Below are 25,822 nucleotides of genomic sequence, written 5' to 3'. Positions count from 1 at the left end.
CGGAACTTCCGGCGGGGACAGGACGACAAATGACCGTGACAGCACCCACCACCCGGGTCGGCCGCTGGGCGCTCGTGCGGCCCTGGCTCGGCATCGCGGCCCGGCTCGGCCTCGCCGCCGTCTGGTTGGTCGCCGGCGCGTCGAAGGTCGGCGACCTGGCCGCCTCCGGCCGAGCCGTGAACGCCTATCAGGTGATGCCGTACGACGTGGCGACCGTGATCGGCGCCGCACTGCCCTTCGTCGAGCTGGCCCTGGGTGTGCTGCTGCTGCTCGGGCTGGCCACCCGGCTCAGCGCGGCGGTCTCCGCCGCACTGCTGGTGGTCTTCATCGTGGGCATCGCCTCGGCGTGGACGCGGGGCCTGGCCATCGACTGCGGCTGCTTCGGCAGCGGTGGGCAGCTCGCCGAGGGACAGGCACCCAGTTACCTCCCGGAGATCCTGCGGGACCTGGGATTCTTGGTACTGGCCGGATTTCTGCTGATCTGGCCGCGTACGCCCGTCTCGGTGGACGGGTGGCTGTCCGCCGAACCGGCCGTGGAGGACGAGGATGAGTAGTCGCAAGGGACAGCGGGACGCGGCCCGGGTCGTCCGCCAACAACTGGCCCGGGAACGACGACGCCGCCGCACCATCTGGGTCTCCGCCGCCGCCGTCGCCGTGCTGGTCATCGCCGGCCTGATCGGTTGGGCCGCCCTGTCCAGCCAGCAGTCGGACGACTTCACCACGCCGCCCGGCGCCAACGCCGACGGCACCGGCATCGTCACCGGCGGCGGCCCGGTCACCATCGACGTCTACGAGGACTTCCTCTGCCCGGCCTGCAACCAGTTCGAGCAGACCAGCGGGTCGACGCTGGAGCAGTTGGCCGCCGAAAACAAGGCGAAGGTGGTCTACCACCCCGTCGCGTACCTCAACCGCTTCTCCACCACCGGCTACTCCACCCGCTCGTCGGCCGCCTCCGGCTGCGCCGCCGCCGGCGGCAAGTTCCACGAGTACGCCAAGGCGCTCTTCGCCAAGCAGCCACCGGAGGGCGGCGCCGGGCTCAGCGACGACGAGCTGATCGACATCGGCGCCGACGTGGGCCTCGACCGGGCCTCGTTCGGCGGCTGCGTCAAGGACGGCACGTACAAGACGTGGACCGAGCACGTCACCGAGGAGGCCAGCCGCAGCAACATCACCGGCACGCCGACCATCCTGGTCAACGGTCAGCCGCTCGCCGACCGCAGCCCGCAGGGCATCACCGCAGCCGTGGCGGCGGCCGGCAAGTGATCCGTACCCTGCTGGCCCGCGCCGGCCTGGTCGCCACCGCCGCCTGCGCGGTGACCCTGCTCACGGCGGCGCCCGCCGCCGCGCACGGCGCGGACGCCCCGAACGGCACCGACTACCGCACCCGCGTCACAGGCGTCACGCCCGCCCGGCCCGGCCTGGAGGTACGGGTGATCGAGGCGGGCGCCCGGCTGGAGTTGACCAACCGCACCGGCCGCCCGATCGAGGTGATCGGCTACTCCGGTGAGCCGTACCTGCGGGTCGGCCCGGACGGCGTGTACGAGAACAGCCGCTCCCCCGCCACGTACCTCAACCGCACCATCGCCGGGGACACCACCCTGCCCGCCGACGCGGACCCGGCGGCCCCGCCGTCCTGGCGGCGCATCGACGACGGGACCACCGTGCGCTGGCACGACCAGCGGGCGCTCTGGCAGGAGTCGGCGCCACCGGCGGCGGTCCGCGCCGCACCCGACCGCGAGCACCGGGTTCGGGACTGGACGGTCCCGCTGCGCGACGGCGCCGACCCCGCGGTGATCGGCGGCACGCTGGACTGGGTGCCGCCGCCGGACGCGTACACCTGGTGGGCGGTGAGCATCGTGGGGATGCTCGCGGTGGGGGCGCTCGGCCTGCTCGCCGCCGCCGCGCCGGCCGGCGCCCGAGCGCTGGCCGCGCTGGGCGGGCTGCTGGTCGTCGGCGGCGCCGTCGCCGTGGTGTACCCGGTGGGCCGGGAGTTGGACGCCGGCGCCCAGGGCGTGGGCGGGGTGCTCGTCGGGCTGCTGGGCGGGCAGCTCTGGTCGCTGCTCACCGGCCTCGGCGCGCTCGCCGCCGGAGCGTACGCGCTGGCCCGCCGCCCGGCCGCCGACTTCGCGGTGGCGCTGGCCGGCGCCTGCCTGGCCCTCTTCGCCGGGGTGACGAACGCGGCCGTGTTCGCCCGCTCGATCGCCCCGGTCCCCTGGCCCGCCGAGATCGCCCGAATCATGATCGCCGCAACGCTGCTGACCGGCGCCGGAGCAACCGCCGCCGGCGTCCTGCGCCTACACGCCGCCTCCCGAACCCCAGCCCAGACCCCGAGCCCGACCCGAACCTAGCCCCGCGATCTTGCACTTTGGGTCGCCGATTCGCGGCTTTCGTGGCTGATGCGGGGACAGCAAGTGCAAGATCGGCGCGGGGTGCGGGTGGGGGGCGTCAGGGGTGGGGGGTGGGGGTGAAGCCGTGCGGGAGTTCGAGGCGGTGGCGGGCCAGCAGGGCCGGGTTGGTCAGCAGATCCAGGGTTGGGGCGTCGGCGACGATCCGACCGCCGTCCAGGATCACTGAGCGCTCGCACAGTTCCGCCGCGTAGGGCAGGTCGTGGGTGACCATCAGCAGGGTCACCGGCAGGCCGCGCAGGATCTCGGCCAGCTCGCGTCGAGCGGCCGGATCCAGGTTCGACGACGGCTCGTCCAGCACCAGGATCTCCGGGTGCATGGCGAGCACGGTCGCCACCGCCACCCTGCGGCGCTGCCCGAACGACAGGTGCTGCGGGGATCGGTCCCGGTGCTCGCTCATCCCCACCGCGGCGAGCGCCTCGTCCACCCGGGCGGCCAACTCCGCCCCGCGCAGGCCCAGGTTGGCCGGCCCGAACGCCACATCCTCCGCCACCGTCGGCAGGAAGAGCTGGTCGTCCGGGTCCTGGAAGACGATGCCCACCCGACGGCGCACCTCGGACAGGGTCGCCCGGTCCGGTGTGACGGTCAGCCCGCCGACGCTCACGCTGCCCTGCGTCGGGGTGAGGATGCCGTTGAGGTGCAGCACCAGCGTGGTCTTGCCAGCGCCGTTGGGCCCCAACAACGCCACCCGGTCACCGCGCGGCACCGTCAGGTCCACCCCGTGCAGGGCCACGTGCCCATCCGGGTACGCGAAGCGGACGCCACGAACGTCCAGCGAGACAGCGGTCTGCACAACTCCGATCATGTCAGCACGACGGCGACGGCGGCGACGGAGGCCGCCACCACCGGCACGGTCGCCGCGACCAGCCACTGGCCAGCGGTCGCCGCGCCGTCGCCCTGCCACACGGCAGGCATCCGCCCGGTGTAGCCCCGGGACAGCATCGCCAGGTAGACCCGCTCACCACGTTCGAAGGCGCGCAGGAACAGCGCCCCGATCCCGGCGGCGAAGCCGCGCAGCTGCCACAGGAAACGCGGGTCGTCACCCCGCGAGATGCGGGCCACCCGCATCCGCCGTGCCTCACCGACCAGCACGTCCAGGTAGCGCAGCATGAACGTGGCGATCTGGGTGAAGACCTGCGGGCAGTGCAGCCGGTCCAACCCCACGATCAGGTCCCGGGTGGTGGTGGTCGCGGCGAGCAACAGCGAGACGAGGACACCCAGCGTGCCCTTGGCCAGGATGTTCCACGCCCCGTACAGCCCGTCCTCGGACAGCCGCAGCCCCAGCACCTCGACCCGCTCACCGGCACCGAGGAACGGCAGCGCCACGGCGAACAGCACGAACGGCACCTCGATCAACGCCCGGCTCAGCAGCCAGCGCGGCCCCACCCGGGCCAGCGCGGCCACCGCCACCACCAGCACGGCGTACGCGCCGAACGCCCAGAACGCCTCCCGCGGGGTGGCCACCACGGCGATCGTGAAGACCACCATCGCCACGATCTTGACCTCGGGCGGGAGCCGGTGCACCGGCGAGTCCGACTCGCGGTACAGCACGTGCCCGTGACCGGCACCCATCCGCGTACCTCCTGATCAGCTGGCGGTGCCGACGTGGCGCCGGTCGTCGGCGGACCCGGCGTCGCCCTCGACGGGCGTGGTCGCCTCACCCTCGGCCGGCGTGGTGCCCCGGCGACGCAGCAGCCAGAAACCGCCGGCGCCGATCGCGAACGTGATCAGCACCCCGAGCACCCCGGACAGGCCGGTCGAGACGAAGCTGTTCTCCACACCCCGCACGCCGTAGTCGGCGAGCGGGCTGTCGGCCAACTCGTGATCCTGGGCCTGCTGCGCCGGGCAACTGCCGCCGACGATGTTGTCGTCGGCGTCGACGGTGCAGCCCTTGAGCAGGGAGGAGTCCAACCCGTCCGGGTGGGACGAGGCGTAGTTGCTTACGACCCCGGCGAGCAGCAGGGCGACCAGCAGGCCGCCGGCCAGAAAGGCCCAGGACCGGTTCTTCATCGGACACCTCCGGCGACCGGGACGGTGGGGGCGACGGGGGCGCGCCGTGAGCGCAGCGCGTACACCAGGTCGGGGCGCACCTTCGCCACGGTGAGCACCGTGGTCGCGGTGATCAGGCCCTCACCGATGCCGATCAGCAGGTGGGCGCCGGCCATCGTGCCGGCCAGCCCGGCAAGGTTGCCGCCCAGGTCGGTGGTGCCGCCCAACCAGTACTGCAGGACGAAGCCCTGCGACGCGACCACCACGCTGACCAGCGCCGCGACGAACGCGGTCACGGCCAGGCCGGCCCGCGTGCGGGGCAGCACCCGCAGCAGCAGCGCGATCAGCAGGTACGCCGCGGCCGTGCCGAGCAGCGCCATGTTGGTGATGTTGAGGCCGAGCATCGCCACGCCGCCGTCACCGAAGATCAGCGCCTGGACGACGAGCACCACTGCCACGCAGAGCGCGCCGACCCACGGCCCGACAAGCATCGCGGCGAGCGCGCCACCGAGCAGGTGACCACTCACACCGGCCGTGAAGATCGGAAAGTTGAGCATCTGGACGGCGAAAATGAACGCCGCCACCAGGCCGGCCATCGGGGCGAGCCGATCGTCCAGGTCCCGCCGACCGCGCAGGACGCAGACGGTGAGCCCGGCGAGCGCCAGTGCCGCGAAGACCGCCGCGACGGGACCATTGATGATCCCGTTCGAGATGTGCATCGCCAGCGTTTCCACGCGACCTCCCACGCGTCAGCGGGCCCGTCCTGGGCCGGCGGGCTCAGCCTATTTCCTGGGAGTTGTTGTTGCCATACTCTGGCAACAACGCATGCTTTTGTTCACCCTCCCGTCGCCGCGCGGCGGGGGCGGCGACGATCGAGTAGCCGGCGGTAGGGTCGGGCCATGACCGCGCCCGACCGCCTCCCCCCCGGTGACCCCGCACCCGAGTTCACCCTCCCCACCGACACCGGCGACCAGCTCTCCCTGGCCGACCTGCGAGGCCGCAAGGTGGTCCTGTACGCCTACCCGGCGGCGATGACCCCCGGCTGCACCAAGCAGGCCTGCGACTTCCGCGACTCGCTCGCCTCCCTCCAGGCCGCCGGCTACGAGGTGGTGGGCATCTCCCCGGACAAGCCGGCGAAGCTGGCGAAGTTCCGCGAGCGCGACGCCATCACCTTCCCGCTGGTGTCGGACGAGGACAAGGCCGTGCTCATCGCGTACGGCGCGTACGGCGAGAAGCAGCTGTACGGCAAGACCGTGACCGGCGTGATCCGCTCGACCTTCGTCATCGACGCCGACGGCAAGATCGAACGCGCGCTCTACAACGTCAAGGCCACCGGGCACGTCGCCAAGCTCCGCCGCGACCTCGGCCTGGACTGACCTGTCACACCGGGCCGCTACGGTCCGTCAGTGGTTCGGTACAAGTACACGCCCGAAGCGCTCGCCACCGCAGCCGCCGCCGCGCGCAACGTCACCGAGGTGATGCGGCTGCTCGGCGTACGCGTCAGCGGCGGCTCGCACGCGCACATCAGTCGCCAGCTCAAGCGCTTCGGCATCGACACGTCCCACTTCACGGGGCAGGCGCACAACCGGGGCGTGCGATGGCGCCGGATGTCCCCCACCGAACTGCTGGTCGTGCTGCCCGAGGGCTCTCGCCGGATCCCGGGCTTCCGCCTCAAACGCGCCCTGGCGACAATCGGCCTCCCCGAGAACTGCGAGGTGTGCGGCACCGGGTCGACGTGGCAGGGAGGCAAACTGACGCTGCACGTCGACCACATCAACGGCGATTTCCTCGATAACCGGCCAAGCAATCTCCGACTGTTGTGCCCCAACTGTCACAGCCAGACCTCGACGTACGCCGGTCAGCGACGGCCTGCCCTCGTCGAGCCCGAGGTGGTCTACGATCCTGATGCGGTTACTCCGACCGGCTTCCGCATAGGCAGACGCCTGCCCGTGCGGCAAGAATGGCCGTGGACGCTGGTGGAGTACCGCATGAAGGGGCCGTAGCCCAACGGCAGGAGGCATGCGGTTTAGGTCCGCACCAGTGCGGGTTCGAATCCCGTCGGCCCCACCTCATCGTCAGCCTGACAAGGCGGCGCGGCTCGACAAGCGACAAGTGTCGGGCGCGTCACGGTCGCGGGTCGTTCGCCTGGTCGCCGGGTCACGATGGCGTACGTGAGTCTGCGTTTCGTCCTCGACCCCGACCTGACCCCGCAGTTGCGCGCCGAGATCCTCACCCTCTGGGTGGATGTCAGCAATGCCGGTGGGGCCGTCGGCTTCGTACCCCCGGTCACCGCCACCGACGTCCGCACGATCGCCGATCCGACCTTCGCCGGCATCGCCGACGGGCCGGACCGGCTACTGGTCGGGTACGACGGCGACCGACTGGTGGCGGTGTTGGTCTTCTGCGACAACCGGTTCCCGCTGAAGGCGCACTGGTGTGTGCTGAAGCGGGTGATGGTCCACCCGGACACCCAGGGCGCGGGCTACGGATCGGCGCTGATGCGCGAGGCCGCCCGACTGGGTCGGGAGTTGGGTCACGAGGCGCTGCACCTGACGGTGCGGGACGGGCTGGGGTTGGACGGGTTCTACCGCCGCCTGGGCTACCGGGAAGTCGGCCGGTTGCCGGGCGCGCTGCGGGTGGCGGCCGGTGACGACCGGGACGAGATCCTCATGTGGCTCGACCTGACGTCGGCCGACTGACCGGTCAGCCACACCAGCGGGCGGTGGCCCTCGTCGGGCGGGTGGACGGCGTCTCGGCGGGCGGCGTGGCCGACGCGTTCGCCTGCGCCACCTCGGCCGGGCGACCGGCGGGTGTCGGCGTACCGGCGGGGCGGGTGGCGGCCGGGCGGGGCGACGTCGGCGGACGCGGGGTCGCGCGCGCGGTGCCGGGCTCGTACATCCGCACGACGCTGGTCTGCACCTGGCCGGGTGTCATCCGGATGCCGGAGACGGTGACCTGGTGCCCGTACACGTCGCTCACGCGCACGCTGTACGGGCCGGGACCGGCGCCGGACGCCAACAGCCAGTAGTTGTAGTCCTGCCGGGCGGTCGCGCGCCACGGACCGCTCGTGCCCTGCCGCACCTCGACGGTGCGCAGCGGGTTGCCGTGGTTGCCGACCCGGACGGCGAACCACCACTGCGACGCGCCCTCCTTGATGCGGAAGGTGAGCGGGCCGGGCAGCGGCGGGTTGACCACGGCGCGGTAGGTGACCGGGACGAGACCCTGGACGGGGTCGGCGATCCGGGTGAAGGCCTCCCGGGACAGGTCGAGGTGGCCGGGCTCGCACTCCGGGCACTGATCCATGATCAGGACGCGGACGGTGCCCTTGGGCCCGGTGACGTCGAGGAAGCCACCGCAGGCGGCGCCGGCGGCGTACTCGGTCGGGCCGAGCGCGACGTAGAGCCGGTTGGCCGGGGCGGCCGGGTTCGAGCAGTTGCCGCCGGCGCCCTTGGAGTCGTAGAAGGTCGCCTTGCCGCTGTGCGTGGCGGTGCCGGTGGGCGGTGCGGCGGCGAGGGTCCGGCCGGCCGCGCAGGCCGGGGTGGAGCCGGAGCGCAGGGCCAGGGTGAGCCCGAGCGCCGCCGCGAGCACGGTGACGCCGGTGGCGACCAGCCAGGGCAGCGGGCCGGACGGGGACGCGGGCCGGTTGTCCGGGGCACGGTCCAGGTCGAGTTCGATGTCGACGTCGGTGATGTCGACACCGCCGGGAGCGCTTCCGTCCGTCACGTCGGCGATGCTGCCGGAACCGTGGACGGCCGGACAAGCCCGCTAAGGCAAAGCTAAGACAGCGTCGACGGACGGTGACCGGCGCGTTCCCGCAGCAGACCGGCGGTCAGTGTGGTCAGGCTCTGCAGCTCGCCCGCCAGCCCTGGTCGGGCTCGCAGCATGTCCTCCAGACGGGCCCGCCACAGCCCTGTCTCGACCGACGCGCGGGCGCTGTCGGGGTCGTGCCGGAGCTGCTCCCGGGTGCGGTCCAGCGACTCCTGACAGGTCGGCCCGAGCAGGTCGCCCACCTGAACGCTGAGCCAGTCGAACAGGTCGTCGTCGCGCGTCGCGCCGACGAGCACCCGGGCCGCGTCCCATGCCACCCGGGGCTGATGCAGGGCCACCATGGCGTCACCTCCAGATTCGACCATCATCGATCGGCGTCGCGACCACGGCAAGGCCTGGCCGGTCAGGGTTCGATGACGATGGGATCGCCGACGTGCAGGGGGCCGCTGCCGATTGGCACCAGGTGCAGTCCGAAGAGGAGCTTCTGCCGGATGTTGCGGTGGCGGCCGAGTGTGCGCAGCGGCTCCTTCGTGCGTACCCCGGTCTCCTGGTCGGTGGTGGTGACCACGCAGCGGTCGCACGGCCCGGCGGCGCGCAACCGCAGGTCGCCGATGCGCAGCGACCGGCCGGCCCAGTCGTCCTCGGCCCAGGCCGGCGCCCCGTCGACCACCAGGTTGGGCCGGAACCGGGCCATCGGCACGGCTGGCTCGCCGGCCTCGGCGAGCCACCCGTTGAGGGCGTCGAGGGAGGCGGCGTTCGCCAGCAGCAGCGGGTAGGCGTCGGCGAAGCTGACCTGGTCGCCGGTGTCGTGGTCGCGCTCGTCGGCGGCCAGGTGCCGGGCCGGCCGGGCCAGCCAGACGAGCCGGACCGGCCGGCCGAGCAGCGCGCCGAGCCAGGCGTCGGCCGCCGGCCCGGCGGTTAGCGCGGACACCGGGACCTTCCGGCTGCGGAAGGTACGCACCGGGACCGGGTCGCCGCCGGCCGGCTCGGGCACGTCGAGGTCGGGCTGCCCGTCGGCGCGCAGAGTCAGGCCGCCCGGGCGCACGGTGGCGCGCAGACCGACCAGGCGGGTCATCTCCCGCTGGGTGACGCCGACGCCGTCGGCGTCCACCACCATCCAACGCCGGTCGCCGGCCAGGCCCCACGGCTGCACGAACGCGCCGTCGTGGTCGAGGCGGTGACAGCCCTTGACGGGGTACGTGTGGATCGAGATCAGCCGCACCCGGCTACCATGCCACGCCGATTCCGTCGCCGGGGTACCAGTGGTTGGCGGGGCTCTCCCGGTAGGCGAGGAACCGTCGACCGGTGCGCTCGGCGTGGTCGGCGAGCACGTTGGTGCTTGTGACGTTGTCGGTGAGCAGGATCGCGCCGGGGGCGAGTTTCGGTTCGATCGCGTCGAACTCGCGCTTCTCGTGGGCGCGGCTGTGGTCGCTGTCGTGCAGGAACAGGTCGACCGGGCTGGCCAGCGCGCCGATCGACGCGATCGAGTCGCCGATGACCAGGTCGACGACCTCGGACCAGGGCTCGCTGCGGGCCAGGTAGCCGGCCTCGGGGTTGATGTCCAGCGAGGTGACCCGACCCGGGTGGCCCTCCTGCGCGTTGCGCAGCAGGGCGGCGGCCAGCACGCAGGTGCCGAGTCCCTTGTCGACACCCGTCTCGACCACGTGCGCGGGGCGGGTGGCGCGGACGATCGCGTACCAGCCGATCCGGCGGGCGTAGCGGACCTGCTTGTCGGCGAGGCCACGGCGGGCGGCCCCGGCGGTGGCCTGCTCGATATGGCGCCGCAGCAGGTCGTCGGACTCGATTTCGGCGAAGTAGCCGCGGACCTGCTTGACCGGGACGTCGCAGACGTTGCTGACGAACCATGCGAGGTGGTTGCGGCTGAGCTTGGTCAGCTCGTACGTGTAGTTGTGATGTTCACGGGAGGTGACCAGCCACCGGGCCGAGACGCGCAGCACCTTGGCGTCGTGACGGGCGACCCGGGCGAGCCGCTTGGGGAATGCGGCGACCGGGGCGAGGGGCGTGCGGGCGATGGCCCGTCGGAGCTTTGTTGCGTCCACGGCTGCGTTCATACCAGGTCCAGGCGAACGATGGCGGGGAATGTCACCGATAGATCTTCGACGATCATCGTACGTTCCTGGCCGGACGAGGGTACGCGGGCCGAAAGCTGAATCAGTAGCATCGCCGCTATGCCGCGCGCAGATCAGACCGCAGAACTCAACCTCTCGACGAACTCGGAGCCGGCCGACGGCCGTGGGCAATCAGACGGCGGCGAGCAGACCCCTTCCCGGTCGCACCGGCCCCGGCGCCGGTGGAAGCGAATCGCCCTGATCACCTTCGTGGTCCTGGCGGTGCTCGCTGGCGGCGGCCTGGTCGCGAGCGGCCTGTACGTCCGTTCCATCACGTCCGACATCGAACGGGTCGACGCCTTCGAGGGCGTTCCCGAGGACACGCGCCCCCAGCCCGTGGCGGCCGGCGCCATGAACATCATGATCCTGGGCAGCGACTCCCGCGACACCGAGAACACCTCGGGCTCCCGGTCGGACACCATCATCCTGGCCCACCTCCCGAAGGATCGGGCGAGCGCTCAGCTGATCTCCATTCCCCGGGACTCCTGGGTGCACGTGCCCCGGTCCAAGGAGGGCCGCGGCGGCACCGACGCCAAAATCAACGCCGCGTACGCGTGGGGTGGCATCCCCCTGATGGTCCAGACGGTGGAGGAGTTCACCAACGTCCGCATCGATCACGTGACGATGGTCGACTTCGCCGGCTTCAAGGAGATCGTCGACGCGCTGGGCGGGGTGGAGATCGACGTCGCGCAGGGCTTCACCTCGACCCACTCGCTCAACCCCGGCGGTCGCCGGGAGTTCCCCAAGGGGCGGCAGACGATGGACGGGGCGGCCGCTCTGGACTACGCCCGCGAGCGTTACGCCTTCGCCAACGGCGACTTCACCCGCATCCAGCACCAACAGCAAGTGATCAAGGCCATTCTGGACAAGGCGGCGTCCGGCGGCACCCTCAGCAATCCCGGCAAGCTGAACTCGTTCGTGAAGGCCACGGCCAATTCGGTCGCGGTCGACCGCTCGCTGTCCCTGGTGGACCTCGCGATGGAGCTTCGTCATCTCCGGGGCGGCAACCTCGGGTTCTACACCTGCCCCACCAAGGGAACGGGCCGAATCGGCACGGAAAGCGTCGTGCTCGTGGACAAGCCCAAGGCACAGCGCGTATTCGACGCGGTCCGTCGCGATTCGGTTGCCGACATCGCGTCCGCCGCAAAGTAGGAGACAGGATTGCCGTGCCGGCTCTGGTGGCACAACTGACGCGGCCGTAACCTGCGATCGCCCCCTGGCTGTCAATTCCGCCGGAGGGCTCACGGGGGAGGACCACCATGTCGAGCCAACCGGTCATGAGTTATCCGGATACGAAACGGACGGAGGTCGGCGCGGCAGCGCCGTCGGCGATGGCACAGCACGACGCGGACGGCGACGAGAGGGCAACTGCGGCGATCCCCGAGCCGAGGAGGGCTGCGACGACAGCCCGCGCCGGCCTGGACACGACCACCGTTCTGCCGTACGCCGGCTCTCGGGCCTCGAAGCGTACGCGTCAGCTCCGCGCCTGGATGCTCACGGCGCCCATCGACGTCGTCGGGCTGCTCGTGCCTCTGTTGGTCAGCCAGAACTACTGGCGTGGGACGCTGGCCAACGCGGCGCTCACGGTGGCCATCTTCGCGAACGGAGGGCTCTACCGTGCCCGCCGGCACGTCGGCATCCTCGACGAACTGCCCAGCATCTGCGGGCGGTTGCTGGCGTCCGCCGCGGTGGTCGCCATCATCGCGGCGGAACGCCACGACTCGGTGCACTACGTGGGCGGGTTCATGCGAGGTGTCGCGCTCTCCGCCGGCCTGGTGATCGTCGGCCGGGCGTTCAGCAGGGCGCTCACCATCACCGCCCGCAAGCGCCGGTGGGTGGAGCACAACACGATCATCATCGGCAGCGGCCCGGTCGGCCTGGAACTCGCCCGGCTGTTGCGCCGCTACCCACAGTACGGCCTGCGCTTTGTCGGTTGCGTCGACATCTCGCGCGACGAGGGTGTCGGTGGGGTTCCGTTGATCGGCACTCTCGCCGACCTCGAAAAGCTCACCGACATGCTGGAATGCGACGTCCTGATCATCGCCGACCCGGATTGTTCAGAGTCCGCCCTGATGGAGATCCTGCTGCAGTCCGTCAATTCGCGTTCGGACCTGTGGGCGGTGCCGCGCCTGTGGGGTTCCCGGTCACTGGGCGGATACCCCGACCACATCGGAGCGATACCGATCGTCAAGATCGGTGACACCAGGCTTTCCGGCCCGCGCTGGGCCATCAAGCGGGCTTCGGACGTGCTCTTCGCCGCGGTGGCGTTGATCGTGCTGAGCCCGCTGCTTCTGCTCTGCGCCCTGGCGACGTTCCTGGACGGCGGGCGGGGCATCTTCTTCTACCAGGAGCGGATCGGCCGGCACGGCAAGCCATTCAAGGTCATCAAGTTCCGTTCGATGGGGCCCGCCGACGAGCGTGAGTCGGAGACGAACTGGTCCATCGCCCACGACAAGCGAGTGGGCCCGGTCGGCCGTTTCATGCGCCGGACGTCACTGGACGAACTGCCGCAGCTCTGGAACATCCTGCGCGGCGAGATGAGTGTGGTCGGCCCTCGTCCGGAACGCCCGCACTTCGTGGAGAAGTTCTCGGTCGAGTACCCCACCTACGCGATGCGGCACCGGGTTCCCGTCGGGCTCACCGGGCTCGCTCAGGTCAGTGGCCTGCGCGGCGACACCCCGATCTCGGACCGGGCGAGGTTCGACAACTACTACATCGAGAACTGGTCGCTCTGGCTCGACATCAAGGTCGTGCTGCGTACGATCGCGGAGGTTCTGCGCGGTGGTGGTCGGTGACCATCACCGTCCGGTGCAGGACGTCGGTGGGTTCAGCCGTCGGTGCCGCGCCGGCCGTCGGCGAGCAGGGGGTTTCCGAGCGCCACGGCACGTAGCACCCGTGCGTGCCCGGCCAGTGACCCGTCCGGGGAGAACAGCCCGAGCGCCTCTTCGCGGAGGCGCTCGCGGCTGGCCGCCCACGCCGCGCGTTCGCGGACCATCGACGACATCGCCTCGACCAGGTCGGAACGATTGCCCTGTGGGCGGTACCGAAGGTCGTTGATCACCTGCCAGTCGACCAACTCGGCGTCGCCGGCCGGGTTGCTGACCAGGTGACCTCGCCGGCCGTTCGCCAACTGCTCACGGGCACCACCGACGTCGGTGAGCACGACCGGCACGCCGGCCGCCAGCGCTTCCATCGACGCCAACGACCACCCTTCGAAGAAGGAGTCGAGGACGAACGCGTCCGCCGCCGCCAGCAGGGCCAACGGGTTGGCGCAGTGCCCCCGAAGGTGGATGCGGTCGGCGCCGGGCAGCGATGCGGCCGCCTGCCGGGTCTGCTCGTAGTAGAGCAGGTCGTCGTTGGCTCGACCCGCCACCAGCAGGTGGGCGTCCGGGTGCGCGGCGGCCACGTCGGAAAAGGCCGTCACCAGGCCGAACGTGTTCTTCTGCAGGCAGTACCGCGCGAGCGAGACGAAGAGGAACTCGTCGGTCAGCCCCAGCGCGGCGCGGGCACTCGCGCGGTCCACGCGCCGGACGCGCGAAGCGTCGACGCCGTTCGGCACGGTGACCAGCCGATCGCCGGGATAGCCGGGGTTGCGCACGAGATACTGCTGCCGGACGAGGTCACTCACCGCGACCTGCGCGGCGATCCCCTGCGCCCGCCGGCCCTCTGGCACCCAGGAGTCGGGGTGGTAGAAGCGGTGCATGTCGTGCAGCGTCTCCACCCACGGGACGCCGACCTCGGTGGCCGCGTCGAGCAACCAGTCGTCAGCGTTGTGCCCGCTGATCACATCGGGCCGCCAGGAGCGCAGCCAGGCGACGGCGTCGTCCGGTGTCACGAGGTGGGTCGGGACCCCCTCGTCGGCGAGCGCGCGGGCGAGCCGGCCACCGGCACCCTCCTGGCCGGGCAGGCGCGTACCGGTGTGGATGACCGCGGTCTCGAAACGGTGGGCCGGGAGCCGCCTGGCGAGGAACGCGGCGACCTCCTCGGCACCGCCGACATCGAGCACCCCCGTGGCGATGGCGCACCGCACCGGCCGGGATCCGGTGACGTCGACGGCAGCGGGTGGGGTCGACGGACGCGGGTCGGCCACCACCGGCCGGAGTGCCTCCAGGTCGCCCACACCCCTGCCGGGTACGAGGGGCACCGACCAGTCCTCGCTGGGGCCCGACGTCCGCTCACCCGGGTTCGCTAACCGTCGGAGGGTACGTCCGCCCAGTCGGCGCAGCGGTGCCGGCACGACGTGGGCCTGGCGCTGGGCCCACAGGGCGAGTCGTAGCGCCCGTGACGACTGGTCACTCATTCGGCTGCCTCTCGTGCTGGCCTCGACCGAGGAAGAACGGGACCACGATTCCCGCTGCGATGCCCAGCAGCAGCGGCCATCGACTCGTCTCGGACAGGAACGGCGCGGTCATCAGACACAGCGGCGCGATCAGGCAGAACGCGGCCGCGGACCGGACGATTCCGTCGCTTTCGGGGTCGCGGATGGCCTTCAGCGCGGCCAGCGCGGCGGCGGCGAGGAAGAGGATGACGAGCAGCGGCGCCAGTGGGCCGTACCGCAGCCAGTCCTGCAGCAGCTCGTTGTGGACGTAGACCCGCTCGGAGTTGTTGGCAGCCAACCCGACGAGTTGGGGGGCGAGCGGGCCGATTCCGGTCCAGAAGTTGGCGCGCACGTACTCCCAGCCGAGGCGGAGGTCGTTGAGGTGCCCGCTGGTGGACGCCGCCTGGTGCATCGCGCTCTCCTGCGCCGGCGGGGTCTGCACCGGTCGGCTGGGCGCCACCGACGCGCTGGTGGACCGACTCGGGCTGGCACTGGGGCTGGCACTCGCGCTCGCACCGCCGGCCGGGCGCGGGGTCACGCTCGGCTTGCTGGTCGCGGTGGGCTTGCTGGTTCCGCCCGGGGCGCCCTGCGCGCCGCTCGGCCCGTTGGTCGCGCTCGGCCGGGCAGTGCTGCCCGAGGTGGCCGTCGGGCTCGGTGTCCCCGCCGCGCTCGGCTGACCGGTCGCGCTCGGCTGACCGGTCGCGCTCGGCCGGCTGTTCGCGCTCGGCTGGCTGCTCGCGCTCGGCTGGCCGTGGGCAAGGTCGAAGCTGCCCACGCTGCGAAGGCCGAGATCCCCGGCGAAGCCCGGCGCGGCCAGCACCACCACCGCCGCCACCAGGACCGCGAACCCGAACTGCCGGATCATCGGTCGCCACCGCTGCCAGGTGAAGACGACGACGGCGACGAGTGCGGCCACCGCCGCGACCCACACGCTGCGGCGGAAACTGATCAGGATCAGCAGTGGCGTGGCGGCTGCCAGGGTCATGTACCGCCAGTCCCAGCGCCACCGGTTGTCCCCGAGCACGCCGATGAACACCGCTGCCGCGATCGCTGGCAGCGCCGAGTCGTAGTAGATGAAGTACGCGCTGAGCCGGTCGTCGGCGGTCTCACCGAGCGGAATGGCGATGGCCGCCGCGACCAGCAGGCCGGTCAGCGCGGCCCAGACCGTCATCCGGACCGATCGCTGGTCGTCGCGGAGCCACCGCAGGCTCATGCCGATGACGAGGCCCAGCACCAGCAGGACGAAGGGCCGCGCGTTCTGGTTGACCGCGGAGAAGAGCGACTGCCCGTGGATCAGGCCGCTGACGACGGCCAGCACGACGAGGCCGACGGCCGGGCCGAGCAGCGCCGCGCCGACCGAACGCAGGTGGGGGCGCTCCCGCGGCCACCACCGCGCGGCGGCCGCGAGCACCGCCGTCACCGCGAGGGGCAGGATGATCGGGGCCTTGCCGGTGCTGATGAAGGCCTGGTAGCCGAGCGTGGTCAGCTCACCGAAGCGACCATTCGGTTTGATCTCCTGGGCGAGCACCGCCACGAGCACGATCCCGGTCACGGGAAGCCGATGCACGAGCAACGGCAGCGCGATGGCCAGGACGATGCCGACGAAGGACGGCACGGTCCAGGCGACATACAGCGCCGACAACGCGGCGAACGCCCAGGACGCCCACCAGATCCGCCGTGCGCCGGCAGCGGCGGGCGGACGGGGATCGAGCACCCGGTCGAGGACGCGGGTCAGCGGAGACCCGGGAGGCGTGTCACCGTCGGCGCCTCGATCGGTGAGCTGTTCGACTGGACCGATGCCCACGTCGTCTGTGCCGGAATCAGTCGCAGTTCCTCTGGAACCCATCGCTGCCTTTGCCCCGTGATCGGGCTCCGGCCGGCCTTCGCTGACACAGAACCCTGCTGACAACAACGCCGAGCCGGCTGCCGTGATAATCGGGGGACGACCACAGCCCAGGCAGCCCGGTGACCAGCGCGGCCGTGCAATGTGGTGGGTCGAGCATCACGGCCCCACGGCCGCCGCGGCACACAGTATCAGTAAGGATGATGACGAGTGCCGCCGGAAGTGCGCCCGACAACCCCGACCGGGGGTGGCCCCAGATCGATGGTCGAGCAATTGCCCGGACATCAGTAGGATGCTTATCGTTTTCGGTCGAACTGTTGACTTGGCGTACGCGTAATCGATGGCCGCCACCCGGTATGGTCGCCCGGGATCACCCCCGGAGCCGCAGATGATCACCCGCCGCACCCTTCTCGCCGCCGCCAGCGGCATGGTCCTCGCCGGTGACGCCCCACCCCAGGAGGGCACCGTGCTGCTGCCGCCCCCGTCCGGGGGCGACGACACCGGCGCGCTCAATGCCGCCCTCGGCCGAGGGTCCGGGGGCGTCGTACGCGGTTCCCCCGGCGCGCACTACCAGGTCAGCGCCCCTCTCGTGGTGTCCAGCGGCACGACGCTGATCATGTCGGGGTGCACGGTCACTCTGGCGACCGGCAGCGCCTGCAACCTGCTCACCAACACGGCGGTCGCCGGAGGTGGCCGGGACCGGGACATCACCGTCATCGGCGGCACCTGGGTGCGCGCGGGTGGGGTCGGTGGCATCGGCCCCGACCTGCACACCCTGCGCTGGCGACGGGTCGACGGCCTGACCCTCAAGGGGCTGACGGTTCGGACCGCGAGCGACAAGTACGCCATCTCCCTGGGCGACGTCGTCGACACCTCGGTCACCGAGATCAGGTTCGCGGTGCACTCCGACGGCGTACACCTTCAGGGGCCGGCGACGCGGACCCGGATCTCCGGGATCCACGGTTCGACGGGTGACGACACCGTCGCCATCACCCCCCGCGACTGGCAGGCGTACGACGACGTGTTCGGGCCGGTGACCGACACCGTCATCGAGAACGTCAACGCGGCCTCCCTCGCGGCCCTGGTCAAGGTGCTCGGTGGGTCGCCGGAGACCGCCGCGTTGCGCACGACCGTCCGGGGCGTCACGGGCATCGCCGGCAACAACGTCGTCTGGATCGGTGACGACACCGCCGACTGGCGCACCACCGGCGGCCGGGTCGACGAGTTGGTCGTGGAGCAGGTCTCCGCCACCACCCTGCCCAGCCGGGGCGGCATGGTGCACATCAACGGCTCCTTCGTGGGGCACGTGCACCTTCGCGAGTTGCGGGCTCGGGGGCCTCGCGGGAACGAGCCGTTGGTGCGGGTGACACCCCTTCGGGCGGCGGTCCTCGACGCTCTCACCGTGGAGGATGTCGACGTCGAGCAACTCGATGCCGCGCCTCTGCTCGCCGTGGCCCGGACGGTGACGATCGGCCGCCTGCTGGTCGACGGGGTCACCGTCGCGGGCACGTCCGCGGGCACCGCCGTCACCCAGATCGCGGGGGTGGTGGACGACCTGACCGTTCGGTCGGTCAGCCTGGCCACGAGCGGCGACAGTTACCTGGTCGAGTTGCCCGCGTGGGCGACGCACGCAGCGATACGGCGGGCGAACCTCTCCGACGTGCGGGTCGCTGGCAAGGGCGGCGCCCTGGTCACCGCCCCGGCGGCCACGCACGTCCTGCCCCGGCTGGCCGTCAGCCAGACCCGGACAGTGGGGACGGCCTGGCTGGTCGACCTCAACACCAGGACCGAGCTCGTGGTGTCGGACGTGACAATCGACGACACGACCGGCGGCGTGGCACGGGTGCGCCGGTCGGGTGCGGCGGTGGTCCGTGGCGACGGGCTGCGCTCGGCAAGCGACTCCCGAGGGGTGGCGGTGTCCGCCGGAGGATCGCTGGTCTCGTACGCGCTGGAACTGGCCGCCGACGTCAGCGAGCTCGTCCGGGCGGACGGCAGCCGGGCGACGAACACGAACGCCCGACTGTCCTGCGGAATCGGACCGGTCGAGTGCACCGGTCTGACCTGGCAGCACCTTCGGACCGGCGCGACCTACTGAGGCGCGACCGCCGGGCCGGCAGTGTGCTCAGAGGGCCTTGCGGGACAGCACCCGCCTGAGGTCCGCCACGGTGATCGCCCGCGTGGCCAGCACGGCCACCCCGAACAGGCCGGCGGCCAGCGCTCCCTCGACCTGCCACGGAAGACGGACCAGCCACAGCGCCAGAATGGCGACGGCGCCGACCGCGAGGACGCTGGCCATCTCGCGTACGGGCAGACGCGAGGTCATCGCCCGGGCGGCCAGCAGGCAGGTGGCGGCGCCGATGACGAGTTCCGTCGCCGCCGCGACGCCTGCCGCACCCGTGGCTCCCCACCGGGCGCAGGCCCAGAACTGCGCCCCGAGGTTGACCACCGCCACCGAGACCGTCAGCACCGCGATCGGCCGCACCAGGCCCAGTGCGGAACAGATCGTCGTGCCGACGTACCCCAGGGTGACGCCGACGAAAGCCACCGCCAGCAGGAGCAGGGGTGTGACCGCGGGGCCGAAGTCGTCGCCGTAGAGGTACGCGACGAGGGCCGGGGCCAGCGCGATCAACAGCACCGCCGTACCCACACCGATGACGGTGCCGGTGCGGGTCGCCAGACTGAAGATGAGGTTCCGACGGTGTGCGTTCATGGTCAGGCTCGTCGCCACGATCGGCAGCAGCGGGGCCACCAGCATGGCCGGCCCGAGCTGGGCGACGTCGAGGAACTTGTAGGCGGCCGAGTAGTAGCCCAGCTCGGCGGCGCCCTGGAGATGGAACAGGATCACCGAACCCAGGCGGTAGTAGGCCATCACCGCGAGCGAACTGATGGCGAGCGGCCAACTGAGCGCGAAGATCCGGCCCGCCTCGGCCCAGGACGGCCGGCCCAGTGGCACCAACCTCCGGTTGATGGCGACGCCGATGCAGGTCTGCACCGCCACGACGGCGACGAAGAACCAGGCCAGCAGGACGACGTCGCCGCCGGTCCGAGCGATGAAGACGACCGCCACCAGCCAGAGCACGCCCTGGACGAGAGCGAGCACGGCCGACACCTCGGGACGGAACCGGGCGGTGGCTCCCGCGGTGAGGATGGACGCCGCGGACAGCGGTGTCGCGATGGCGACCACACTGACGACCGCGCTGGAGTCTCCGAAGAGCCCGCCGCTGGCGGCGAGGAGCAGGCCCACGGTCGCCAGCAGCGCCACCGACGTACGGATGAGCAGGCCGGTCGTCAGGATGCGGCCGGCCGCCACCCTCTCGCGAGCGATCCGGGAACTCACGGTGATCGTGGTGCCCATGTCGGCGACCTGCGCCGCCGCCGTGCCGAGGGTGAGTGCGAGGGCGAAAACGCCGTAGCCGCTGGGGTTCAGGTACCGGGCGAGCACGGAGGTGGTGGCCATGCCCACGACCATGCCCAGCAGGCGGAGGCCGAGGGAGACGGCGGTTGCGGTGCTGAGCCCGCGTACCGATCGCGTGGCGTCGGCGGGGATGCCCGGCGCGGCGTCCGCCGGGCCGGCACCCCGGTCGGTGGGCTCGGTCGCCGTCGGTCCCGGTGAGGTCATCGCAGGCACTCCCCGAAGGTGCGTTCGTACGCGTCGAGCCAGCTCTCCCGGCCGTGCCGCTGCTCGACGTAGGCGACGCCGACGCCGCGTCGTTCCAGCATCGCCGACACCGCCTCGGCCGTCAGCTCGGACGGGCTGTCGATGACGAGGCCCCCGCAGTGCGGAACCAGTTCGGTGCCGGGATCGTCGTGGAACGCCACGATCGGCAGTCCGCAGGCGGCGGCTTCCAGGACGCAGGTCGGCGTGCCGTCGGTCTCCGCGCCGCAGTAGATGTAGAAGTCGCTGGCCGCGAGCAGGTCGGGCACGTCGTCGCGGTGGCCGGTGAAGTGCACGTCGTCGGTGCCGGCGCCGAGCCGCTCCAGCCGCTCGCGGTCCGGGCCGTCACCGACGACGACCAGGGCGCTGCCGCTGGCCAGCGCCGCCGCGATGGCCCGGTCGTGCCGCTTCGCGGCGTGCAGCCGCGCCGCGAGCACGGCGACCCGGCGATCGCGGAAGCGGCTCGGGAGCAACTCCTGGCGCAGGGCCGCCCGGGTCGCGGCCGGTGGCGCAACGTAGCGGTGGGTGTCGATCGCGTTGGGCACCACCACCAGCTTGTCCCGGCCGACGACGGGTTCCAGGTCGTCGGCCACCGCCTCGCTGACGCAGACCACGCGCGAGACGTGCTCGGCGGCACGGGCGTAGCCGGCGAGAAGCAGGCGGCCGACCGGGCCTCCCATCCACCGGCCGTGTTCGGTCCACACGACCGGTGCCCGGCGGGACAGTGGCGCGGTCAGCGCGATCTGTTCCCGCTTGAACTGGAGGTAGTAGATCGACGAGTCGGTGACGGCCTGGATCCGGTGCCGCTCGATGGGCACCCTCAGCAGCCCGGCCGCCATCGTCCTGCGGGACCACTTCGGGCCGAGGCCGATGTCGCTGCGGCTGAGGCCGTGCTCCTCCCAGCCCGGGCACCGGCCGTACAGGGCGACGTCGTGGCCGCGGTCCCGCAGCCCTCGACCGAGCGCGACGGTGTGCGCCTCGGCACCACCCGCGGTGTCGGAGACGGAGACCATCGTGACGATCATGGAGGCCAATGCGGTCCTTCCTCAGCGGACGCCGGCCCGGCCGGTGGTCCGGCTCTGCGCGGCAGTGGTGTACGCGGCAAGGAACTGCCCGGCCGCGTCCGCCGTGTCGACCGGCGTCGCGCCGCGTTCGCCCGCAAGCGCGATGGCGTCCCGGACAGCCTCGACGCTGGTGTCCCGGGCGACGACGGTGGCGAGTTCACCCAGACCACCGCAGGGCGCCACCGCGGTCGGCACGCCCAGCCGGGCCGCGACGGCGAGAACGCCGGACTGGCTGGCGACGGCGTACGGCGCGACGACGACATCGGCGGCCGCGACCAGTGCCGTGAACTCGTCCACGCCCAGGTAGCGGTACGCGGTCGTCACGGCCGCCCCAGTCTGCTCGATCAGGCTGTCTACCTGCTGCCCCGGCCCGAGGTCCTCACCGACCACGGCGCCCCGCCAGCCGGGCAACTGCGCGACGGCGCGGACGAACAGCTCGGGATTCTTGTCTGCCCGGACCTGACCCGGCAGCAGGGCGAGCCGGGCGCCGGCCGGACTCAGCGCGGTGCGCCACCGTTCGACCAGTTCCGGTTGCGCGGGCGGGGCCCACTGGGCCAGGGGCACCCGGTCGACGTTCGCCACCCCCCGGTCGTGGAGGTCGCGCCGGTCGGCGTCCGAGTAGACCAACACCCGGTCGGCGTCGCGAAGGGCGCTCCGTAGCGCCCGGCCGCCACCCGGGGCGTTCGACCGGACGAAGGTGTTGTGCGGGCTGGCGACGACTGTCGCGTGGCGCAGGCGGGCAATCGAGATGAGTTCCGGCGTGAGCGCGAACAGGCCCTGGATGTGCACGACGTCCTGTGGACCGATCACCCGGTGCAGGTGCGGCAGCGTACGAAGCAGGTAGCGCGACGACGTGCGGGCCTGTCGGACGCGGCGGTTGGTCGAGGCGCGGTGCCAGGTGACGCATCGACAGAGGCGCACCGAGGGCGGTGCGGCGTCGCAGTCGTCGGCGGTGTGCACGACCACGTCGACGCCGAGCTCCCGCAGGCCGGCGGCGACCTCGACGGCGTGGTTGAAGACGCCACCCCGACCACCGGACTCGATCATGTGGACGCGGCGGATCACGATGCCGCCGTCCGGCCGGCGAGCGCCGAGGTGGCGTCGACCAGCTCGCGGACCGCCTCGGGCCAGCCGAGCGCCGCGCACCGCTGCCAGCCTGCCAACTCCCGCGCGTGCCGCTCGGACGGACCCCGCACAGTGTCGACGACCGCCGCGGCGAAGGAGCGCGGGTCGTCGGCCACCCGGTGGGCGTCGGCGTCGCGTACGGCGGCCGGGAGGCCCCGCGCCGCGAACGAGCTCATGACGACGCAACGCCCCCTCGACATCGACTCGGTCAGCTTGAGCTGCGCGCCTCCACCGGTGGTGGCGGGAGCGACGGTCAGCGCGGCACCGGCGTAGGCGGCGGCCACGTCGTCGAGCGTGCCGAGGACCGTCACCCCGGGTACGTCGGCGAACTCCGGTGCCAGGGTCTCGCTCCGGCGGCCCGCCACCGTCAGGCGGGCCGAGGGAATGTCCGCGCGCACGAGTGGCCAGGTGTCGCGCACGAACGCGCGCAGCGCCCCCACGTTGGGTTCGTAGTCGTAGGACGCCAGCGCGAGAACGTACCCGTCGGATGGCGAGGGCTGGTACGGCCAGATGTCCACGCCGTTCGGCGCGATGACGACGTCGCTGGCCCATCCGCGCAGCACGTCCCGATCCGGCTCGGAGAGCGCGACGCAGAGGGCCGCGCGGGCGGCCACCCGGGGTTCCCAGAGGGCGGCCTTGGCGGCCTCGGCGCGGCGGGCCATTCGCTGCCACCCGTGGGCCGACGTCACCAACGTCGCGAGGCGTCGGCTCTCGATGTTGGCGAACTCGACGACCTGCGGCACCTGTCGTGACATGGGGGGCGCCCAGGCGGCCAGGTAGGAGTGCGACCAGTACACGGCGTCGGGCCGGAACTCGTCGCACAGCGCCGTGAGGGAGTCGGCGACCGGCACCATGTAATGCCCGCCCAGGTGGGGTCGGCCCGATGCCCTGGTACGCATGGCCGACGGCGGCGACCAGGGCAGCGCACGGGTCGCCACCGGGGCATCCGGCTGTCGATCGCCGTGATCGGGGAAGGCGACCAGCACCTCGGCGTCACGCCCCAGCGCCTCGGCGACCCGGGCGGTCCGGATCCGGCCACCGTGTTGCGCCGGCCAGGGCGGTTCGACGGTGACGACCAGCACGCGTGTCACGCCGCGACCGCCCGGCGGCAGGCGGAACCCCGGTGTGGCTCACGATCGGCGATTGTCATGGCCCCGTTACCGCCCGTCGGCCAACTCGGTCACCAACAGGTCGCGCAGCAGCGCCCCGCGCCCCTCCCAGCCGTGCTCCGCCGCGCTCGCCATCCGGGCGCGTACGACCGCGTCGTCGACCGGTTGCAGCAGGTCGGGCAGGTGGGCGGGCAGGTCGTCCGCCTCCGCCACGGTCACGTGCGGGTTGGTGCGCGCGAGCTCGGCGACCGCCGGCAGAGGGCTGCTCAGCACGGCCAGCCCGGACGACAGGTACTCGAAGCACTTGAGCGGGCTGACCCCACGGGTGTAGTCGTTTATCGCGTACGGGATGACCCCCACGGCGCAGGTGCCGGCCGCCTCGGCGAGTTGGTCGGGGGTGAGGACGCCGAGGTGGCGGGCGCCGAGGTCCTCCAACTGCCGCAACTGCGCGTCGAAACTGCCCCCGCCGGCGGCGAGCGGACCCGCCAGAAGCAACTCGCCGCGGCCGCGTACGGCGCGGGCGATCGATTCGAGCAGCGGCAGGTCGAGTTTGTGCGGGGTGAGGTTGCCGGAGAAGAGGACGTTGGGACGGCGCTCCCCTGCCGGCCTGCTCGCCGCCGTGAAGACCGACACGTCCGCGACGTTGGGCAGGAGTTCGACGCGGGGGAAGCCGGTGGCGGCGAGGTGGTCCCGCACCGCCGTGCTGGTGGCGATGGCGACGGCGGTGCGCGACGACAGTGACCGTTCACCGCGGCCCACCGCGACGGCGTCCACGCCGGGAAAGGTCGCCAGCAGGTCGACGCAGTGGTAGATGACGAGGTCCGCGGATTGTTCCAGGCCGTAGGTGACGGGTGTGAACGTCCAGAGCACCCGTGGGCGTGCGCTGTTGAGCCAGTCGCCGGTGGCGCGCCGGAGCAGGGCACGGTTAACCGGGTAGGTGGGCGTACGGTGCACCGGCAGCACGAGCGGCGACACGATCCGCGCCCCCGCCGGCCGGGGCCGCTGCGCCGCGGTCTGCCGGTCACCCACGGCCCGACGGACCCGGGACGCCATCCGGACGACGTCGTCGCGCCGGAGCGTGGGTCGGCGCAGACCCAGCGACTCGACGAACGTCACGTTCGCCGTCTGGGCGAGCTCCCGCGCCACGTAGTGCTGGTTCGTCGCGATCGGAGAGTCCCACTCGGCGGTGCCCAACATCAGCACGTTGGCCACGGATGCCCCGCCCGCTCGCGCGTGCTCCGGCACGGGCATCGTCACCATGACGTCATCCCTCGCTCACCGTCCCTGCTCGGCCAGCCACCGAGCCATGTTCGCCTGGAATGCCTGCGGTGTGAACCGTTGGGCGTTGGTCACCGCCGCCTGCGCGGACAGCTGTGACGCCCGACGGATCGGGTCCACGTACGCGCTCGGGTCGGTGGAGTCGAGGAGGAAGCCGGTCTCGCCGGTCACCACCGTCTCGAGCAGCCCGCCACGTGCCCAGCCCACCACCGGTGTGCCACACGCCTGTGCCTCCACCGGGATCATGCCGAAGTCCTCCAGCGCCGGGTACAGCAACGCGGACGCACCCCAGTACAGCTCGCGGAGCCGCTCGGTGGTCGGTCTGACCTCGAACTCGACAGGCACGTCGACGCGGGCGGCGAGCCGGCGCAGGTTCTCCTCCTCCGGGCCGCTGCCGGCGAGCACCAGCGGCAGCCGGGCCGCCGCGGCGATCTCGATCATCAGGTCGAAGTTCTTGTACGGAATCCAGCGGCCGACGCCGAGCAGGTAGCGGCGTTCCTGGTCGCGGACCGCCGGTGGGGCCGCGGCGAAGTAGTCCACCTCCACCGGCGGGTTGATCACCCTGGCGTCACGACCCCAGTAGCGGCGGATGCGGGCCCGCACCTCCAGCGAGTTCGCCGCGTAGCCGTGCACATGTCGGCTCAGCCGCTTGTCGCCGGCCTGGAGGACCGCACGCACCGGCGCGAGCGCGGCGCTGGCGCCCCGCTGGTCCAGGTCGGGGCTCCAGACGTAGCGCGCGGGCGAGTGCACGTAGCTCAGGTGGCGGGTGTGGTCCGGATCGCCGATCTTCGCGGTGTGCGCGAAGGCGTGGCTGGACGAGAGAACGACGTCGTACTTCTTGCGGGTCAACGTTCGCCAGGTGAGTGGCATGAGCGGCAGCGCGAGGGCCTTGCTGTGCCGCAGCGGGGTCTTCGCCAGCCAGGATTCGTAGATCTCCTGGTCGACCGTCGCGTCGTGGTCCTTCCAGAGGACGAAACGGTCGGCGTGCGGCACGATCTCGGCCATCTTGAGGAACACCTGCTCGGAGCCACCGGTGGCACCGAACCACTCGTGGATCAGCGCGACGGAGCGGTCAGCGAGAGGCCGCAGGTCGACGTCCGGTGTGGACGACGCCGTCTCCGTCGATTCACCGCTCAACC

General features: G+C 71.9%; 25 protein-coding genes and 1 tRNA gene. 10 read left to right on the top strand and 16 right to left on the bottom strand.

Translation table 11 applies throughout. From position 1 onward, the window contains the following. The first annotated feature begins 29 nt into the window (after positions 1-29). The 3 genes from ABZ780_RS26220 to ABZ780_RS26210 are packed head-to-tail and all read left to right on the top strand — an operon-like array spanning position 30 to position 2,348. Complete coding sequence (locus ABZ780_RS26220) at positions 30-554, top strand: MauE/DoxX family redox-associated membrane protein (protein WP_357008307.1); 525 nt, start codon at positions 30-32, stop codon at positions 552-554. Then, positions 547-1,263: a thioredoxin domain-containing protein gene (locus tag ABZ780_RS26215; protein ID WP_357487795.1), complete on the top strand. Its 717-nt coding sequence runs from the start codon at positions 547-549 to the stop codon at positions 1,261-1,263. The genes ABZ780_RS26220 and ABZ780_RS26215 overlap by 8 nt, the downstream gene beginning before the upstream one ends. Next, complete coding sequence (locus tag ABZ780_RS26210; protein WP_357487794.1) at positions 1,260-2,348, top strand: hypothetical protein; 1,089 nt, start codon at positions 1,260-1,262, stop codon at positions 2,346-2,348. The genes ABZ780_RS26215 and ABZ780_RS26210 overlap by 4 nt, the downstream gene beginning before the upstream one ends. 97 nt (positions 2,349-2,445) lie before the next feature. Here the strand turns inward: ABZ780_RS26210 and ABZ780_RS26205 are convergent, their stop codons facing one another. From ABZ780_RS26205 to ABZ780_RS26190, 4 genes are read right to left on the bottom strand one after another with little or no spacing between them, the layout of a single operon-like run. Next, complete coding sequence (locus tag ABZ780_RS26205; protein ID WP_357487793.1) at positions 2,446-3,210, bottom strand: ABC transporter ATP-binding protein; 765 nt, start codon at positions 3,208-3,210, stop codon at positions 2,446-2,448. Next, a complete protein-coding gene (gene cbiQ / locus ABZ780_RS26200) occupies positions 3,207-3,977 on the bottom strand; it encodes a cobalt ECF transporter T component CbiQ (RefSeq protein ID WP_357008317.1) in 771 nt (256 codons plus the stop codon). Before cbiQ ends, ABZ780_RS26205 begins: the two co-directional genes overlap by 4 nt. Positions 3,978-3,992: 15 nt before the next feature. After that, complete coding sequence (locus ABZ780_RS26195) at positions 3,993-4,415, bottom strand: PDGLE domain-containing protein (protein WP_357487792.1); 423 nt, start codon at positions 4,413-4,415, stop codon at positions 3,993-3,995. Further along, positions 4,412-5,128: an energy-coupling factor ABC transporter permease gene (locus ABZ780_RS26190; RefSeq protein ID WP_357487791.1), complete on the bottom strand. Its 717-nt coding sequence runs from the start codon at positions 5,126-5,128 to the stop codon at positions 4,412-4,414. The genes ABZ780_RS26195 and ABZ780_RS26190 overlap by 4 nt, the downstream gene beginning before the upstream one ends. 165 nt (positions 5,129-5,293) lie before the next feature. On the opposite strand from ABZ780_RS26190, the gene bcp reads away from it, so the two are divergent. The 4 genes from bcp (at position 5,294) to ABZ780_RS26170 (ending at position 7,093) form a co-directional block, all read left to right on the top strand. Beyond that, on the top strand, positions 5,294-5,770 hold the full coding sequence (gene bcp, locus ABZ780_RS26185) for a thioredoxin-dependent thiol peroxidase (RefSeq protein ID WP_357487790.1): 477 nt from the start codon (positions 5,294-5,296) through the stop codon (positions 5,768-5,770). A 30-nt stretch (positions 5,771-5,800) separates the two neighbouring features. Continuing rightward, positions 5,801-6,397 (top strand): HNH endonuclease signature motif containing protein, encoded by a 597-nt coding sequence (locus ABZ780_RS26180; protein ID WP_357487789.1) that lies wholly within the window; start codon positions 5,801-5,803, stop codon positions 6,395-6,397. Then, a tRNA-Leu gene (locus ABZ780_RS26175) sits at positions 6,388-6,461 on the top strand. The genes ABZ780_RS26180 and ABZ780_RS26175 overlap by 10 nt, the downstream gene beginning before the upstream one ends. 104 nt (positions 6,462-6,565) lie before the next feature. After that, positions 6,566-7,093: a GNAT family N-acetyltransferase gene (locus ABZ780_RS26170; protein ID WP_357008331.1), complete on the top strand. Its 528-nt coding sequence runs from the start codon at positions 6,566-6,568 to the stop codon at positions 7,091-7,093. A gap of 4 nt (positions 7,094-7,097) precedes the next feature. Here ABZ780_RS26170 and ABZ780_RS26165 read toward each other — a convergent pair whose 3' ends face one another. The 4 genes from ABZ780_RS26165 to ABZ780_RS26150 all read right to left on the bottom strand — a co-directional run bounded on the left by ABZ780_RS26165 (position 7,098) and on the right by ABZ780_RS26150 (position 10,222). Further along, positions 7,098-8,117: an expansin EXLX1 family cellulose-binding protein gene (locus tag ABZ780_RS26165; protein WP_357487788.1), complete on the bottom strand. Its 1,020-nt coding sequence runs from the start codon at positions 8,115-8,117 to the stop codon at positions 7,098-7,100. A 53-nt stretch (positions 8,118-8,170) separates the two neighbouring features. Beyond that, the gene (locus tag ABZ780_RS26160; RefSeq protein ID WP_357008337.1) at positions 8,171-8,503 is read right to left on the bottom strand and encodes a hypothetical protein; all 333 of its coding nucleotides are present in this window, start codon (positions 8,501-8,503) and stop codon (positions 8,171-8,173) included. A 62-nt stretch (positions 8,504-8,565) separates the two neighbouring features. Continuing rightward, positions 8,566-9,384, bottom strand: coding sequence for an MOSC N-terminal beta barrel domain-containing protein (locus tag ABZ780_RS26155; protein ID WP_357487787.1), 819 nt, complete (start codon positions 9,382-9,384; stop codon positions 8,566-8,568). A 4-nt stretch (positions 9,385-9,388) separates the two neighbouring features. Further along, positions 9,389-10,222 carry a class I SAM-dependent methyltransferase gene (locus tag ABZ780_RS26150; RefSeq protein WP_357008342.1) on the bottom strand — a complete coding sequence of 278 codons (834 nt, stop codon included), beginning with the start codon at positions 10,220-10,222 and terminating at the stop codon, positions 9,389-9,391. 129 nt (positions 10,223-10,351) lie between these two features. On the opposite strand from ABZ780_RS26150, the gene ABZ780_RS26145 reads away from it, so the two are divergent. Continuing rightward, positions 10,352-11,443, top strand: a complete 1,092-nt coding sequence (locus ABZ780_RS26145; RefSeq protein ID WP_357487786.1) for an LCP family protein — start codon at positions 10,352-10,354, stop codon at positions 11,441-11,443. 125 nt (positions 11,444-11,568) lie between these two features. Further along, positions 11,569-13,086, top strand: coding sequence for a sugar transferase (locus ABZ780_RS26140; protein ID WP_357008348.1), 1,518 nt, complete (start codon positions 11,569-11,571; stop codon positions 13,084-13,086). A 32-nt stretch (positions 13,087-13,118) separates the two neighbouring features. Here ABZ780_RS26140 and ABZ780_RS26135 read toward each other — a convergent pair whose 3' ends face one another. Beyond that, positions 13,119-14,435, bottom strand: a complete 1,317-nt coding sequence (locus ABZ780_RS26135) for a glycosyltransferase (protein WP_357008350.1) — start codon at positions 14,433-14,435, stop codon at positions 13,119-13,121. 148 nt (positions 14,436-14,583) lie between these two features. After that, the gene (locus tag ABZ780_RS26130; RefSeq protein ID WP_357487785.1) at positions 14,584-16,413 is read right to left on the bottom strand and encodes a hypothetical protein; all 1,830 of its coding nucleotides are present in this window, start codon (positions 16,411-16,413) and stop codon (positions 14,584-14,586) included. Between the two features lie 427 nt (positions 16,414-16,840). Here ABZ780_RS26130 and ABZ780_RS26125 point away from each other — a divergent pair, with 427 nt between their 5' ends. Continuing rightward, positions 16,841-18,547: a hypothetical protein gene (locus ABZ780_RS26125; protein WP_357487784.1), complete on the top strand. Its 1,707-nt coding sequence runs from the start codon at positions 16,841-16,843 to the stop codon at positions 18,545-18,547. Between the two features lie 27 nt (positions 18,548-18,574). Here ABZ780_RS26125 and ABZ780_RS26120 read toward each other — a convergent pair whose 3' ends face one another. The 6 genes from ABZ780_RS26120 to ABZ780_RS26095 all read right to left on the bottom strand — a co-directional run bounded on the left by ABZ780_RS26120 (position 18,575) and on the right by ABZ780_RS26095 (position 25,820). Next, positions 18,575-20,071, bottom strand: coding sequence for a flippase (locus ABZ780_RS26120; RefSeq protein WP_357487783.1), 1,497 nt, complete (start codon positions 20,069-20,071; stop codon positions 18,575-18,577). After that, on the bottom strand, positions 20,068-21,120 hold the full coding sequence (locus ABZ780_RS26115; RefSeq protein WP_357008359.1) for a glycosyltransferase family 4 protein: 1,053 nt from the start codon (positions 21,118-21,120) through the stop codon (positions 20,068-20,070). Before ABZ780_RS26115 ends, ABZ780_RS26120 begins: the two co-directional genes overlap by 4 nt. A 33-nt stretch (positions 21,121-21,153) precedes the next feature. Next, positions 21,154-22,236, bottom strand: a complete 1,083-nt coding sequence (locus tag ABZ780_RS26110) for a glycosyltransferase (protein WP_357487782.1) — start codon at positions 22,234-22,236, stop codon at positions 21,154-21,156. Continuing rightward, positions 22,233-23,387 carry a glycosyltransferase gene (locus tag ABZ780_RS26105; RefSeq protein ID WP_357487781.1) on the bottom strand — a complete coding sequence of 385 codons (1,155 nt, stop codon included), beginning with the start codon at positions 23,385-23,387 and terminating at the stop codon, positions 22,233-22,235. The genes ABZ780_RS26110 and ABZ780_RS26105 overlap by 4 nt, the downstream gene beginning before the upstream one ends. A 66-nt stretch (positions 23,388-23,453) precedes the next feature. After that, the gene (locus tag ABZ780_RS26100; RefSeq protein ID WP_357487780.1) at positions 23,454-24,665 is read right to left on the bottom strand and encodes a glycosyltransferase; all 1,212 of its coding nucleotides are present in this window, start codon (positions 24,663-24,665) and stop codon (positions 23,454-23,456) included. Between the two features lie 15 nt (positions 24,666-24,680). After that, entirely contained in the window at positions 24,681-25,820 is a 1,140-nt protein-coding gene (locus ABZ780_RS26095; protein ID WP_357487779.1) for a glycosyltransferase, read from the bottom strand. Between the last annotated feature and the right edge of the window lie 2 nt (positions 25,821-25,822).

This window comes from Micromonospora sp. NPDC047467 (assembly GCF_040643095.1).
Classification (GTDB): domain Bacteria; phylum Actinomycetota; class Actinomycetes; order Mycobacteriales; family Micromonosporaceae; genus Micromonospora.
This window is presented reverse-complemented; position numbering and strand designations above follow the sequence as displayed.

Coding starts and splice junctions, on each gene's coding strand:
- ABZ780_RS26220 (WP_357008307.1), top strand. CDS start 30: ATGACCGTGACAGCACCCACCACCCGGGTCGGCCGCTGGGCGCTCGTG.
- ABZ780_RS26215 (WP_357487795.1), top strand. CDS start 547: ATGAGTAGTCGCAAGGGACAGCGGGACGCGGCCCGGGTCGTCCGCCAA.
- ABZ780_RS26205 (WP_357487793.1), bottom strand. CDS start 3,210: ATGATCGGAGTTGTGCAGACCGCTGTCTCGCTGGACGTTCGTGGCGTC.
- cbiQ (WP_357008317.1), bottom strand. CDS start 3,977: ATGGGTGCCGGTCACGGGCACGTGCTGTACCGCGAGTCGGACTCGCCG.
- ABZ780_RS26195 (WP_357487792.1), bottom strand. CDS start 4,415: ATGAAGAACCGGTCCTGGGCCTTTCTGGCCGGCGGCCTGCTGGTCGCC.
- bcp (WP_357487790.1), top strand. CDS start 5,294: ATGACCGCGCCCGACCGCCTCCCCCCCGGTGACCCCGCACCCGAGTTC.
- ABZ780_RS26160 (WP_357008337.1), bottom strand. CDS start 8,503: ATGGTGGCCCTGCATCAGCCCCGGGTGGCATGGGACGCGGCCCGGGTG.
- ABZ780_RS26145 (WP_357487786.1), top strand. CDS start 10,352: ATGCCGCGCGCAGATCAGACCGCAGAACTCAACCTCTCGACGAACTCG.
- ABZ780_RS26140 (WP_357008348.1), top strand. CDS start 11,569: ATGAGTTATCCGGATACGAAACGGACGGAGGTCGGCGCGGCAGCGCCG.
- ABZ780_RS26125 (WP_357487784.1), top strand. CDS start 16,841: ATGATCACCCGCCGCACCCTTCTCGCCGCCGCCAGCGGCATGGTCCTC.
- ABZ780_RS26120 (WP_357487783.1), bottom strand. CDS start 20,071: ATGACCTCACCGGGACCGACGGCGACCGAGCCCACCGACCGGGGTGCC.
- ABZ780_RS26115 (WP_357008359.1), bottom strand. CDS start 21,120: ATGGTCTCCGTCTCCGACACCGCGGGTGGTGCCGAGGCGCACACCGTC.
- ABZ780_RS26100 (WP_357487780.1), bottom strand. CDS start 24,665: ATGGTGACGATGCCCGTGCCGGAGCACGCGCGAGCGGGCGGGGCATCC.